General features: G+C 59.5%; 13 protein-coding genes. 4 read left to right on the forward strand and 9 right to left on the reverse strand.

What is annotated here, in order from left to right:
- Positions 1-113: 113 nt before the first annotated feature.
- On the reverse strand, positions 114-347 hold the full coding sequence (locus ACVWZG_RS06170) for a zinc ribbon domain-containing protein (RefSeq protein ID WP_457405781.1): 234 nt from the start codon (positions 345-347) through the stop codon (positions 114-116).
- Positions 348-1,092: 745 nt separating this feature from the next.
- On the opposite strand from ACVWZG_RS06170, the gene ACVWZG_RS06175 reads away from it, so the two are divergent.
- The 3 genes from ACVWZG_RS06175 to ACVWZG_RS06185 all read left to right on the forward strand — a co-directional run bounded on the left by ACVWZG_RS06175 (position 1,093) and on the right by ACVWZG_RS06185 (position 3,135).
- The gene (locus ACVWZG_RS06175; protein ID WP_414331694.1) at positions 1,093-1,311 is read left to right on the forward strand and encodes a hypothetical protein; all 219 of its coding nucleotides are present in this window, start codon (positions 1,093-1,095) and stop codon (positions 1,309-1,311) included.
- Between the two features lie 43 nt (positions 1,312-1,354).
- Positions 1,355-2,635 (forward strand): MDR family MFS transporter, encoded by a 1,281-nt coding sequence (locus ACVWZG_RS06180; RefSeq protein ID WP_457405672.1) that lies wholly within the window; start codon positions 1,355-1,357, stop codon positions 2,633-2,635.
- Positions 2,636-2,766: 131 nt separating this feature from the next.
- Positions 2,767-3,135, forward strand: coding sequence for a YccF domain-containing protein (locus ACVWZG_RS06185; RefSeq protein WP_414343163.1), 369 nt, complete (start codon positions 2,767-2,769; stop codon positions 3,133-3,135).
- Positions 3,136-3,282: 147 nt separating this feature from the next.
- Here ACVWZG_RS06185 and ACVWZG_RS06190 read toward each other — a convergent pair whose 3' ends face one another.
- Positions 3,283-5,637, reverse strand: coding sequence for a transglycosylase domain-containing protein (locus ACVWZG_RS06190; protein WP_457405674.1), 2,355 nt, complete (start codon positions 5,635-5,637; stop codon positions 3,283-3,285).
- Positions 5,638-5,640: 3 nt separating this feature from the next.
- Complete coding sequence (locus ACVWZG_RS06195) at positions 5,641-7,548, reverse strand: serine/threonine-protein kinase (protein ID WP_457405677.1); 1,908 nt, start codon at positions 7,546-7,548, stop codon at positions 5,641-5,643.
- 131 nt (positions 7,549-7,679) lie between these two features.
- Here ACVWZG_RS06195 and ACVWZG_RS06200 point away from each other — a divergent pair, with 131 nt between their 5' ends.
- Positions 7,680-8,597 (forward strand): histone deacetylase family protein, encoded by a 918-nt coding sequence (locus ACVWZG_RS06200; protein ID WP_457405679.1) that lies wholly within the window; start codon positions 7,680-7,682, stop codon positions 8,595-8,597.
- 11 nt (positions 8,598-8,608) lie between these two features.
- On the opposite strand, the gene ACVWZG_RS06205 is transcribed toward ACVWZG_RS06200, so the two are convergent.
- The 6 genes from ACVWZG_RS06205 to ACVWZG_RS06230 form a co-directional block, all read right to left on the reverse strand.
- Positions 8,609-9,328, reverse strand: coding sequence for a PP2C family protein-serine/threonine phosphatase (locus ACVWZG_RS06205; RefSeq protein WP_011432581.1), 720 nt, complete (start codon positions 9,326-9,328; stop codon positions 8,609-8,611).
- Complete coding sequence (locus ACVWZG_RS06210; protein ID WP_457405681.1) at positions 9,328-11,070, reverse strand: ABC1 kinase family protein; 1,743 nt, start codon at positions 11,068-11,070, stop codon at positions 9,328-9,330. Before ACVWZG_RS06210 ends, ACVWZG_RS06205 begins: the two co-directional genes overlap by 1 nt.
- Positions 11,067-11,378, reverse strand: a complete 312-nt coding sequence (locus ACVWZG_RS06215; RefSeq protein WP_414399370.1) for a DUF6825 family protein — start codon at positions 11,376-11,378, stop codon at positions 11,067-11,069. The genes ACVWZG_RS06210 and ACVWZG_RS06215 overlap by 4 nt, the downstream gene beginning before the upstream one ends.
- A 124-nt stretch (positions 11,379-11,502) precedes the next feature.
- A complete protein-coding gene (locus tag ACVWZG_RS06220) occupies positions 11,503-12,228 on the reverse strand; it encodes a phycobilisome rod-core linker polypeptide (protein ID WP_414406383.1) in 726 nt (241 codons plus the stop codon).
- Positions 12,229-12,286: 58 nt separating this feature from the next.
- Positions 12,287-12,928, reverse strand: a complete 642-nt coding sequence (locus tag ACVWZG_RS06225) for a HEAT repeat domain-containing protein (protein WP_457405683.1) — start codon at positions 12,926-12,928, stop codon at positions 12,287-12,289.
- Positions 12,929-12,992: 64 nt separating this feature from the next.
- Positions 12,993-13,763, reverse strand: coding sequence for a HEAT repeat domain-containing protein (locus ACVWZG_RS06230; RefSeq protein ID WP_457392537.1), 771 nt, complete (start codon positions 13,761-13,763; stop codon positions 12,993-12,995).
- Positions 13,764-13,822: the final 59 nt, after the last annotated feature.

The following is a 13,822-nucleotide window of genomic DNA, read 5'->3' on the forward strand; positions in this document are numbered from 1 at the left end:
CAGGACGGAGTCCTTACCTCGCGGTCGGGCATTCCTGCCCCACGCCACTTGTCTGGGTCTACAACCCCCGACAGAACAACTGGACAGGCGGTTCCCCTTCCCCAGCCTCCCCCCTAGGCACTGCCAGCTCGCAAAACAACCTCTAATCCACCCAGCACAGTTCCCAAGGCTGAGGCTGAGTCCCGATGCACCCGGTACCGGCATTCAGGGCACTGAGGCCCCCCGACGGCCCAGCTGTTGCTAACCATCCCCCAGCACTTGCAACCGATTTGGCCGCTTCCTTTGGGGTCAACCTTGGCAAAGTCCACCCCACCCTTCCAGCAAACCCACTCCAGAAGGCAGAGAATCTATCCCCAGGCAGCCTCGACGCAATCCTTGGGCAACATCCCCCTTGCCCAGCCCTTGGCCTTGAGGTCTTCCACAAAGATCTTCCACAAAGAAAAGATAGAGAGGGTCTGCCCTCGGTCTCAACGCCAATGGGCCCTCTGGAAATGAAACTCTTGGCAACCATTGGCAATGCCCTGCTGCATCCTGGCAACCTGCAGTGGTGCTCTCTTCCAGTGGCAAGACCCCTGCTGTTTTCTCGCCCCCCTGGGTTGCAGCCTTCTCAGCTGGCCTTGCAGGGCTTTGAAGCCCTTGGGCCGTTCCCAAAAGCGCCCTCTGAAGTCGTCAGGAATTGCTCCAAAACCAGGTCAATCCCCGTCGTCCGCCCGTGAGCTGGTTTGTTGGGAGGCATCTGGATAAGCCCAGTACTTGTAGGTTACCGCCAGCATAAGTAGGCTTTACTACAGATTTCGCTCAGGGGTATGGCGGGGATCCATGTATCCCAGTGCTCACCCTGCGGCTAGAGCATGGGACCTATTGCCCCCGCACCCCCGTTAGTTAAAATTGTTGGTACTAGAACTGTAAGGCACAGCTTCTTCTAGCTTTGTCCAGGTTTGCGGCTGAGCTACAGGTGCTCTGTTGTGGGCAAAGGGAACTTGCACCTCGGCTGCAGCAAGCAAGATGGGGGTTGGCTTCCTGCTCAGCAGGTTTTGGGAAAGGTTGAAGGTTGTAAGTTGGCTCAGAAGAGGACTGGGTGTTTTGGGGCAGATGAAAAGTAGCTTAGTGCAGCTCGATTATCGAGTTTATAAGTTGGCGCGGCTGTTGAGCGAATATTTGGAGTTGGGGAAATGGGTTGCCCTGTCTGCTGGCTCGCTGGGTGAAGAGCCTTCTGGCAACGAACATCAAGCCTGGCTGCACAAATTTTCAGTTTACTTGTCAGAGCAGGCTCCTTGCCCTGGCCTCAAGGATCGGGATCCCGTAGGCTAGGTAGGCCCTCCCCTGCTGCACTCAACATCCTGCTGCACTCAACATGTGGATCCCTTCTTGGTGGCCGAAGCTCAGTTTTCAGGTTTGGCTGATCTTTATCGGTCGGCTGCTTTCCCAAACTGGAACCGGCTTTACCTTGTTTTATGCCAGTCTCTTTTTTGTGAATCAGGTGGGGCTGACCGCCACCCAAGTGGGCCTGGGGCTAGGCATTATGGCTTTTGCCGGGGTGTTTGGCCGCATCCTGGGCGGCTCGATGGCCGATGGAGCTTGGGGGCGCCGTTCCACTTTGATCCTCTCTCTGGCTATTTCCACCTTGGGGTCGTTTGGGTTTGCGCTCTCCTATGACTTCTGGAGTTTTGCCCTGGCCAATATGGCTGCAGGCTTGGGGCAGGGGTTGTACTGGCCGCCTGCGGAAGCGATTGTAGCAGATCTAACCACTCGTGAGCAGCGCAACGAAGCCTACGCTCTCAACCGTCTGGGGGATAACCTGGGCCTCAGCCTTGGGGTGGCTATGGCCAGCACGCTGGTGGCTCTGACGGGGGCCTATCGGCTCTTGTTTGTAATCGACGGTGTCACTTTTCTAATCTTTCTGGCAGTACTTTGGTTTTTTATCCGGGAAACTCGGGCGACTTGTCCGGCAGCAAAGCCTGTGTTGGCAGGTTGGAAAACCGCCCTTAGAGATCGCTCCCTTTTGGTGTTTGGCCTGTCGAATATCCTGTTCACCACCTATGTGGCCCAGCTCAGCAGCAGCATGCCCCTTTACTTCCGCAATGGGGTAGGGATCCCAGAGGTGCAAATCGGCATTTTGTTTGCCTTACATGGGGCCTTGGTTGCTCTGCTGCAGATGCCGGTGGCCCGTTGGTTGAATCGCCGGACGCGCATCCAAGGGTTGCAGGGATCCGCCCTGATGTGGGGGGTGGGATTTCTTTTGGTTTGGCTTAGCGGTCTGGCGGCGGAATTGGGGGCTCCGGCCCCGGCGGTGGCAGTCTTGGCGCTGGCGGTGCTCTCTTTGGCGTTGGTGAGCTACAACCCCTCTGCCTCTGCTTTGGTGGCGGATTTGGCGCCGGATCACTTGCGGGGGGTGTATCTGTCGGTCAACTCCCTCTGCTGGGCGGCGGGGTTTGCTCTTGGCCCAATGATTGGGGGGATGGCCTTGGACTTGCCGCAACCGTGGGCAAGCGGGTTGTGGATCTTTTGGGTGATCACCGTCAGTTGGGTTTGGGGGATCCTCCGCTTTCTGAACCGCATTCTGCCCTGCAAGGTGAATAGGGCCGCAGTGCCTCCGGTGATGGAGCCCGCTCCCCTCGGTGACGCAGAACGCTAGAGCCCAGGAAAGAAGCAGATTTTGGGATCCCAGTCTTGGCCAACAGCTGGTTAGAGTATGGATGTCGAACAGGAAGGCTAGTTCTGCTCTTGTACCCTGCAATTTGGTCTCAACGGTGGAGGATCTGAATCATGAGCTTGATTGGCAACATCATCTGGCTAATCTTCGGGGGTTTGCTGACAGGTTTGGGCTACATCTTAGGAGGACTGAGCCTTTGCCTGACAATCATCGGCATTCCCTTTGGCTGGCAGAGCATCAAACTGGGGTTTGCAGTGCTTGCCCCCTTCGGAAAGGAAGTGGTGGAGTATCCCGATGCCAACAGCCCGCTGCTGCTGATCTTTAACGTCATCTGGCTATTGCTGTTTGGCTGGCCGTTGGTGCTTAACCATCTCTTCTGGGCTGTGATTCTGGCAATCACCATTGTTGGGATCCCCTTTGCCAAACAACACATGAAGTTAATTATTTTGTCGTTGTTGCCCTTTGGCCGAGATCTGCGCTGAGAAAGTGGGTGAACCTAGATTGTGGGTTTATTGAGGGGTACGGCCAAACTGGTTATTAGGCATTTCTCACTTGGGATGCAGGAGAGTTTTCTGTCGGGTTGTCAGGATTTGGGGTTGCCAATTGCCAAGGCTGCTCTCGGAGTTGCTCTATTGAACCATCGTCAAACTATTGGTAATGACTTGCCTCATGTAATTTCCCCAAGTTTGAGCAGCTATGCTGCTGCTTCCTCGTGTTGGGCTGGAGTCATCATTGCCCAACCAAACGCCGGTCACCAGAGGAGGGTTGGGCGTGTAGCCGATAAAGAGCAGATCCTTGTTGGCGGTGGTGGTGCCGGTTTTACCGGCTTCTCCAATGCCGAGCCGGGCAGTAGTACCGGTGCCGGAGCTGATCACCCCTTGCAGTACGGCTGTCATCTGTTGGGCGACGGTTTCTGGCAGGACAAGTCGCTGAGAGCGGGGATCCTCCCGACCAGGGTAAATCTCACGGCAGGTGCGAAAGTCGTTGGGGTTGGCGCAATCGCTGCTATCCAAGATGCGGCGGATGGTGTGGGGCCTTGACCAAAGGCCACGATTGGCAAAAGGAGTGAAGGCTGCTGTCAACTCCAGCAAGTTCACCTCCATTGTGCCGATCACCATAGAAGGATAGGGTTGCAACGGCGATTGGATGCCCATTTGCCGGGCCGTCGCCACCACTTGCTCTAGACCTACTTGTTGGGCCAACCGCAGGGCAATCACGTTTTCGGAGAGGATCAGGCCGCGGGCCAAATCCATAGGGGCCGATCCCGAGCGACAGCCCCGAAAGGTGAGGTTGCCCCAGGTGAGGGGCTCGCAAGACAACACTTGGGAGAGAGGGATCCCCTGGGTGAGGGCAGCCGCATAGGTGAACACTTTGAAGGTGGAGCCCGGCTGCCTTTGAGCTTGGGTAGCCCGGTTGAAGGGGCTGGCGTTGTAGTCGATCCCGCCCACCAAAGCCAGAACTTCGCCGTTGCGGCTGTCGAGACTGACCAAAGCGCCTTGGCTGAAGCCCAAGCGGGATCCCGACTCGCGCACAGTTTGGGCCAGGACTTGCTCTGCCAAACGCTGGTAGGGCAGATGCACCGTGGTTTCGATGATGAAGTTGCCCTCTGCCGAGAGGTCTTGGCCCAAGAGCTGCCGCAGCTCCTGGAAGACGGCACTGTAAAAGTAGGGAGCAACTGTCATGGTTTGGGAGCGCAAATGGGGATTGAGGGTGAGGCGACTGCGCCGGGCCCGCCGAATCTCCTCTTCGGGGAAGACTTTCAGCTCGCTCAGGCGATCCAACACCCGATCCCGGCCTCGAACGGCGGCATCATAGTTGGCGACGGGGTTAAAGGCGTTGGGCGCGGGCAAAATGGCCGCCAAGGTCGCAGCTTCGGAAAGGCTGAGCTGGCGGCTTGGGATCCCGAAATAGAACTGGGCGGCAGTCTCAAAGCCGTAGATGCCGTTGCCCAGGTAAACATTGTTGAGGTAGAGAGCGAGGATTTCGTCTTTGCTGTAGCGCTGTTCCAGCTTCAGGGCGGCGACAGCCTCCCGCAGCTTGCGCCCGAAGGTGTTGCCGGAGCCAGTGTAGTCCCGCAGCACGGTGCGGGCCAGTTGTTGGCTGATGGAGCTGCCCCCCTGCTGCACTTCCCCCGAGCGCAGGTTCACCCAAAAGGCGCGGGCAATGCCCAGCAGATCCACCCCAAAGTGGGAGTAAAAGCGGTGATCTTCAGCGGCGACCACCACCTTGGGCAAAATCGGCCCAAAAGCTTCCAGGTCGGGCAGCTCCCGGTAGGTGTCCCCCTGATGGCGGCGCAGCTCCGTCTGCTGATCCCCGGCCAGGACGATCAGGGGGTTGCGATCTGCGGAGAGGGGTGGCTCCACTGAGAACTTGCTCCACTCATGGCCGATCCAAATCCTCGCCCCCAGCCCCAAGACCACCATCAAGATGAGGCAGCCGCGCACCCCATACACCTGTGGTGGGGGTGGATCCAGCACTTGAATCCAGACGCTCTCCGGATCCCGAGGCGGGCCAAGGCTCAGTTGCTGGCCATGCCGCAAGATCACCCGGCGCACCCGCTCGACACCACCGAAGGGTTTGAGGCGGAAAACGCCGTTGGTCGAGTCTTGATCTTCTAGCTGGTAGCGACCGGCATTCCACCCCAGCCAGTAGAGAATAGGGGGCAACGGGATCCGCCAACCCAGACCGGGCAGGCGCCAATCCGGGCGGGGACGGATGTGGGCGTGGAGATGGCTCACCGCGGGGGCAGGGATGCGAATGGTGGCCACCGTCTGGCTGCGACCGAGAATGTCGGATCCCTTCAGGGCAACCACTCGAGGGGGCTCTCCCGGGCAGGTAATCCGCAGGCGCACCGGGCGCTTGGGGGGAGGAGGTTCGGGGGGTTTAAGGAGAGCCGTAGGCCCGATAGGGAAGGGCCTGGCCAGGGTTTTGAAGAAGCGAGCGACGGTGCCCAACAGCGGCTTTTTGTCTTCAGAAGCAGACATGGCTCAGTCCCCCCGCAATTCGCGCGCACGGCGCAGCAGCTCCTGCATGGTCTGGCCGGGACGAGGGCCGCCTGCTGCTGAATTGGGGTTGCGGGCCTTGGGAGGCCGGGCAACAGGGGCAGCCGGGGGTAGGGTAGGAAAGGAGGGGGAAGGTGGTGGAGCACCGCCAGGCAGCGTGGGATCCCAGAGGGCCATGTAAAGATGGCCTTGGGCGTTGCGTTCGATCCTGCCGGCCCAGGGGCCAACGCGGAATTGCACTCGCCCGGAACGTCCCTCGCGCACGGCTCGCAGTTCCCGCTGCAGTTGAGCAGGCAAGGGGGCTTGCAGCATATCCTCCAAGAGGCCTTCCACTTGCGGGGTGGGTACGCCAGCGGTGACGGTGGCTTCGGTTTGCCGCAGGGCCAGGCTGGATTCGTCGTAGGTGAGGCCCAAGTCCACCCCGCCAAAGCGGTACAGGTCGTACACGGTATTGGGCCAAGCGCCCTGCCCCTGCTGGCTGGGGGATCCCAGGCTGGCTCGTACCGTCTCGCGGGAAGTCTCCAAGGGAAAGGCGCGAAACACCGGCTCGCTCCTGTTGTAGGGTTCCAGCTCCGGCGCGGGATCCCGCCGTCCGTTCTGCTCTGAAGCCAAAACAAGGGGCTCAGGGACAAGCTCCCCAGGCATAGGATGGACATTCTCTGGGGCAATGGGATCTTCCACTGCCGGACGAGATCCTGGCCCGGAAACACGGGGGGCCGAGGGGCGCTGGAGAAACCGTCCCCATCCCCAACTCACCAAGGTCAAGCCCAGCAACCCGCCCATTAGAAGGGGAATCAGGCGCACCCAAAGCAGGGATCCCCCGTTCTCGACCTCGGCGACCGCCGTCAGGGGCCTGAGCCGCAGAGTACCTGATGCGGCCAAGGGCGGCGCAACAGCAGTGGGGTCTCCAGAAAGTGGGCCAGAGGCAACACTTCCAGAGGAGATCAGCGGAGATTGAAGGGCAACGGTCTCTGGAGATCCTTTTTGGGATCCCTGTGCTCTGGCTTGAATGTGCTCCAGCTCCGCCAACACATTGGCCACCGACTGCGGGCGGGCGGCAGGATCTTTGGCCAGGCAACCGAGGATCAAGTCAGACAAACCGGCGGGCAGCGGAAACTTCAGTCCCCAGTCTTCTAGAGGGATGGGCCGGTGCTTGTGGTGGGCCTGGTACCAGCCCGGGAAAGATTCGGTGGTGGACTTGAGGGGCATCTGGCCAGACACCATCTGGTACAGCATGATCCCGAAGCTGTAGATATCGGAACGGGCGTCCAGCGGCAACCCTTCCAGCTGTTCCGGGGAAGAATAGGCCAGCGTTCCCAGGTAGGCATGGGTAAAGCTCAAAGATTCATGGCTATTGAGCAGCTTGGCAATGCCGAAATCCACCAGCTTCGCCAGTTCCCCAAAACTGTCATCGGCCACCACGATCACATTGGCCGGCTTCAAATCGCGGTGGATCACCTGTACCCTTTGCCCTTCCATGAGGATCCCCTCGTGGGCCGCCTTTAACCCCAGGCCAATTTGGCGGGCCAGCCGGAAAAAGCGCTCCAAAGGCAAAGCCCCCGCGGCCAGAATATCCTTGAGGGTCTTGCCGTTCAGGTATTCCATCACATAGAAGGGCACCTCATCGGGGGTAATACCATAGTCATTGACTTTGACAATGTGCAGGCTTTTTTGGCCCAAAGCCGCGCAGGCTTTCGCTTCCCGTTCAAAGCGCAGGCGGGTGCGCCGATCCATTGCCGGCTGGGAAAGCAGCTTGACAGCCACTTCCACCCCACCAAAGAGCAAATCTTGAGCCAAATAGACTCGCCCCATGCCCCCCTGTCCCAGCAGATGTACAAGTCGATAACGCTGAGCCAAGAGGCGACCCAAAAAGGGATCCGACGCAGTAAACATAGGGAATCGCGGCGGTACAGAGAACAGGTTTGCAAGCCTCGCGAAGGGATCCGGCAGGAGCGGGCTACCTCTACCATAAGCACTGGAGCCGTTATAGGCCATGCTCACCGCCGTCAATCCAGTTGCCCTTGATGTCTTTGCCAATTGTTTACCACCCCGACTACAGTGCCCCCCTGCCGCCGGACCACCGCTTTCCCATGCCGAAATTTCGCCTCTTGCAAGAGCTGCTGCTGCGGGAAGGGGTGATCCGCCCCCAGCAAGTGCACCACCCTGAGCTGCCCCCTCTCGCCTGGATTGAGTCGGTACATACCCCTGAGTACGTCAGGGCCTACTGTGAGGGATCCCTGGAAGCCAAATTGCAGCGGCGCATCGGCCTGCCCTGGAGCCCAGAGCTGGTACAGCGCACCTGTCGAGCGGTGGGCGGCACCATCCTGACTGCCCAATTGGCCCTGCGCCATGGCTTGGCCTGCAACACCGCCGGTGGCACCCACCATGCCTTTCCCGGCTACGGCTCTGGGTTTTGCATCTTCAACGACCTGGCCATTGCCGCCCAAGTCTTGCTGCAGCAAGGGCTAGTGCAAAGGCTCTTGATCGTGGATTTGGATGTCCACCAGGGAGACGGCACTGCTTGGATCTTCCGCTCCGAGCCGCGGGTGTTCACCTTTTCCATGCACTGCGAGGCCAACTTCCCCGCCACCAAACAACAGAGCGACCTGGACGTGGCCCTGCCGGTAGGCATGGAAGATGAAGCCTATCTCCAGACCTTGGCCGACCACTTGCCCGATCTGTTGGCTCAGGTGCGCCCTGACCTGGTGCTCTACGATGCCGGTGTGGATCCCCACGAGGAAGATCTCCTGGGCAAGCTGGCCCTTAGCGACCAGGGCCTGTTTCGGCGGGACATGCAAGTGCTGAACACTTGTCTAAAGCAGGGCTACCCCGTCGCCTGCGTCATCGGCGGCGGCTACGGCAAAGACCTCGACCGCCTCGTGTATCGCCACTCCCTGCTGCACCGGGCTGCCAGCGAAGTGTACCGCCAATACCGTCTCTAGCCGGGGGCAAACTAGGCGTATTCGGCAATCACCACCGTGATGTTGTCTCGCCCGCCCCGCTCTTTGGCCGCCTCGATGAGCTTTAGGGGAAGCTGCTCCAAATCTTCCACCTGCAGGCAGTACTCGATGATCACTTCGTCGTCTAACTCCTCCGTCAGGCCGTCGCTACACAACAACAGGCGATCCCCTGGGTAAACTGTAATCGGCTGCACAGAAGGTGGACCCGCATCGGGTCGGCCCAGGCAGCGCTCGAGAATATGTCGCCAAGGGTGAATCCGGGCCTGCTCATAGGTCAGCTCCCCCAGTCGAATGGAGCGAGCCACTAAGGTGTGATCCTCTGTCATTTGCTGCATTTCGGATCCCCGTAGGCGATAGAGGCGAGAATCACCGATGTGAGCGCTCCAGCAGTTGCCCTTGGGATCCACCATGGCCACCACCACCGTAGTGCCCATGTCTGCCCGCTCTGGATTTTCCCGCTGATCCTTGAGGATGGCACTGTTGGCTGCTTCTACGGCTTCGCTGAGCAACCGGGGTGCCGGCACGTTTTTCCAGCCTCGATCCAGATATTCTCGGATGGTCTCGACAGCCAACAGGCTGGCTGTAGCCCCGGCAGCATGTCCTCCCATACCATCGGCAACAATAAAATAGCGCCCCTCTGGATCGCAGTAGTAGGCATCCTGATTGCTGCTGCGGATCTTGCCGGGATCCGTAGCGCAGGCATATCGTCGCATCACATCAATCGCTCTGACCGATTCAACCTTAAGAGTACTCTGATTAAAGCAAGAGCAGCGAGGGCAGCCAAAACCAAAGTGATAACCGTTAAGGTAGCATGTCCGGCCAAAAAGAGCTGAGTTGCGCTCAAAAAAAAGGCCGCAAACAACACCCCGTAAATGACTCCCAGCCCGGTGTTGTTCAGCTTGCGCAGCAAGCGCTCCGTCTCGCTGGATCGCACCCGCAGGCGCAGCTCCCCTTGTTCCAACTTGCTCAAGGTCAATTCAATCCGGCGGGGCAAACTGAGACTGCTGCTGGTGAACTCAGCCGCTTGACGGCCAACCTGGGCCAAGAGGGTCTCGGTCTCGCTTCCGTTCAAACTCATCAGCTCTTCCGCAAAGGGTTTGGCCACCTCCATAAAGTCGAACTCCGGATCCAGCCCCTTCCCCAGCCCCTCCAGCGTGGTCAGGGCCCGCATCACAAAAGTAAAGGTAGCCGGAAAGCGAAACGGCTGATCGTAGGCCAGCTCGTAAAGGTCTTCGCTAATGGCCGCCACCGAGATTTCTCCCGAGTTGCTGGAAAAGGGTTTGTCCATAAAGTGATCCAGCATGTACTGCACCGAGCGGCGCACGGGAGCCAGATCGGCGGTGGGCACCAGCACCCCCAGTTCCACCAGCGAGGCCACCACCCGATCGGCATTTTTGGAGACCACACCTGCCAGCGTGCCCATCAGCTTTTCTTTCACATCGGAGGGCAGGCGGCCCATCATGCCGAAGTCGTAGAAGATCAGCGTGCCATCGGGCTTCACGGCAATGTTGCCGGGGTGGGGATCGGCGTGAAAAAAACCATCCTTGAGCAGTTGCCGCAGATAAGCCTCTGCCCCCAGACGAGCCAAAACCTTGCGATCCAACCCCGCCGCGCTCAGGGCTTCGTAATCGCTGATTTTGATCCCCGGCAGGTATTCCAACGTCAACAGGCGAGGAGAGGTGTAACGCCAATACACTTTGGGGACGGCAATTTGCGGCATATCCCGAAAGTTGCGGCGGAAGGTATCGGCATTGCGGCCCTCATTGAGGTAATCCACCTCTTCCCAGAGGGTGCGCCGACACTCTTCGTAGATGCCGATCCAGTCGCGGCCCGGCCCGCCCCAAGAGGTGCGATACTGAAAGAACTCGGCAATCCCACGGCAGATCTCCAAATCGATGGTGAACAGCCGGGTCAGCCCTGGACGCTGCACCTTCACCACCACCTCTTCCCCGGTTTTGAGCTTGGCGCGATGCACCTGCCCCAAGCTGGCAGCGGCCAAAGGGGTGGGATCAAAGTAGCTGTAGATTTGGGTTATCGGCCTGCCCAGCTCCTGCTGCACAATTGCCGCCACCTGTTCGTAGCTGAAAGCAGGCACCCGATCCTGCAGCTTGGAGAGCTCCTCGACATATTCCGAGGGGAAGAGATCGGCGCGGGTGGAGAAAAACTGCCCCACTTTAATAAAAGTAGGGCCTAAGTTAAGCAGCGTTTCGCGGATCCAAATGGCTCTGGCCCGGCGGCGCTGGGCCTTTCGCTCGGGCGTGGGTTGTCCCCCATAGCTCCAAGCCTGCTGATCCAGCCAAAGGTAAAACAGCCAGGTGAGCACAAATCGCCAAATGTCCAGCATGCGGCCCTGGCGAGTATAGTTCTCCCGGGCCCAGCGGTAGGCGGTATAGGGCTTGACGGGTTGTGATCCCAAAGAGGTTGAAGCCTGGGATCCCAGTGTGCTGGCACTCAAGCGTTTCGACTCCGGTACTTCTGCAACTCGGAGCGCAGCTGCGCCACTTCCGCCCGCAAGTCGTCCAGAGTTGCCTGCAGATCTTCTGTCTGGAAAGGAGGCGGCACCCTTTCCTGGGCGGCCATGGATGCTTCTGCCTCAGCCCGGGTCATGACATCCTGGGCAAAGGTTTGCCAGCCCTCCTGCAGCTCGGCCCACACCTTGCCCACTTCCCCGGCAATATCGGTGAGGGCGCTTTCCAAACGCTCCCGTAGGACATCCGCCACAGCCTTGCCGACAAAAAAAGCCCGCACAACCGGATTCTTCATGCGACCCAAGTGTTAAGAAGCATCACCCAGATTATAACGAATCCTGCTCAAACACAGCAGCGAGCCGACCCACCCGAACAGCAGCGGATCGATCGGCCCGGCGGATTGGGGAGTTCGTCTAGTCCTAGCGGCGGTTGGTGGTCATGTCAGGGATCTTCAGATCGAAGACGCTGATGTTTTGCCGCGCTGCCGGCTTGGGATTGAGCATGCGGGCCATGTTGAGGAAGTTTTCTGGATCCCCGGGTTTGGGAGGACGGGTGAGACGATAGGTGCGCACCACTTCCCGCGTCGAGCGCTTCACGCCGGAGACATCGCGCCAACGGGCTCCATAGCGGGGGGTCACCAGGTTGGCGGGCTTTTCCGACAGACGACGGCGCTGGTAGGGCACCACATCGTCCCCAAAGGCGGCATTGTACTCTTCGCTATCCACCACAGCGTCGATGAAGCCATCTAGCCCCTTGGTGGCAACGATGATGGAGTACTTGATGCGCTCCTGTTGGCTGTAGGTGGGCCGACCCAAAAAGCGCTGGAAGGTGACCTCGATGAAGCGGTAGTTGTCGTTGGGAACCATGACCAGATCCCGGTACACCTCCGACTTGCCCAGGCCGCGCACAAACTCTTTGACCGAGATTGCCCCGTTGCGCAATTGGGACTCCAGAGCTTTTTGCCGATAACTCTCCAGCATCAGATGCTCGCTGAAGATCTGGCGATAGGCGGCGCGAATGATGTTGTCGATACCTGTCGGGTCGTCAGGACGGTAGACGGGCGGGGTTTCGTCGCTGGGCACAAAGTAGCGAGGCACCCGTTCATTTTGGGTGGTGGGGCGATCGGCAAGCAACGGAAGGGACATAGATGGTGCTCCTAAAAAAACGAGAAAAACTTAAGAAAAACACAGTGGGGCAGGGAAGCTAAGGCTCGGCAGCCAATTCCTGCCAGCTCATCTGGGCGCGGAGAGGGATCAGAGGATCGGCATCTTCCAGGGCCATCTGGAGCGCAGCCTCGACTGAGGGGCGCAGAGATTGTTCACCCTGGAGAGCCAAGTCCGTCAGGGATCCAACGGCGGCGTAGCGGACTCCCCAATCGGCATCGGCAAGACATTGCCGCAACAGTTGCAAGGCTCGCTCTTGATCGAGCAAGGGCCGCTTGGCCGCCACTCGTCCTAGCCCACGGGTCGCCGCCCGTCGCACACTGGGGGCAAAGTCCGCTACAATGGCTTCCGCCAAAAAGGGGTAGGCATCCCCATGGCCAATGCGGGCCAGAGCCCGCACCGAATAGGCCCGCGCCCCATAGTCAAAACCGTCAATATGGCTCAGCAAGGGCTGCACCGCGGCTTCCCCAAAGCGCAGCACCTCCTCCAGAGCAGCCTCCCCAACTGCAGGGCGATTAAACCCAAAGGCGCGAATTAAGATGGGGATCCCTTCCACTTGGCCCAAAGCGCCCAGCGCCCTCACCACCCGCAACAATTCCTCAGGCGACGTGGCCTGCTCCAATTCTGCTGCCAGTTGAGCCACAGCAATGGGAAACGCTTGAGCAGCCGAGGCGGAGGACATAGGCAACGAATAGTCAAAGGTACACTTGAAACCGCTGATCAAAGGCACTGAGCGCCCCAGGATCCTAGAAGAGCTTCTCCAGTTGCGGCAGGATCACCGCCGTCACCTGAGCCAGCGGCACCCACCCCAACTGAAGCGCCACATCGAACAGCCGCTTCAGAGCATTGATGCGCAGGTTGAGAGCCACGTCGGCTGTGGCCAGCAGCGGCGCCCCCGCCACCCATCCCGATTCGGCCAGGTCGAACAAAGCGGCCTGTCGTAGGCTGGAGTTGGAGTGGGCCAGTAGCGCCACCAGGATTTGGGTCAGCTCCTCGGCTTGCGTAAAGCGATAGAGCACCCAAGCCGCTGCCGAACGCACCCGCTCAGAGGGATGGTTCAAAAAGGGCCGGATCGCTGCCTCAGCCTCGGTGGCCTGAAGCTGACCCAAGGCCTCGATAAGGGCTTCCCAGGGCTGCTCCTGCTCGCGGGACTGCAACAGTGCCAGCAAGGGATCCACTGCTCGCTTGTCCCCCAATTGAGCCAAGGCATAGGCAGCCTCTTCCCGCACATGAAAGTCGGTACAAGTGAGCGCCTCGATCAAACCGGGCACGGCCCGCACGTCCCCGATTTGCCCCAGGGCCTTAGCGGCATTGCGGCGCAGAGGATAGCCCCCCAAGGCGGTGCGATCCCGTTCATCCTGCAACGCCAAAAGCAGTGGCTCTACCCCACGTGGATCCCGAACTGTGCCCAAGTACCAGGCGGCATAGTAGCGATCTTGCAAGTCATCCCCTTGCAGCCGGGCTATCGCCTGCTCCCAGCTAAGCTGCTGTGGCAGCACCGCCGTGTTGGATGCCATACGAACCGTTGCAGAGCTGTTCATGACACCTGGGCAACCTTGCCGGTAACTTCAGTTAG

The organism is Thermostichus sp. OS-CIW-33, assembly GCF_054059615.1.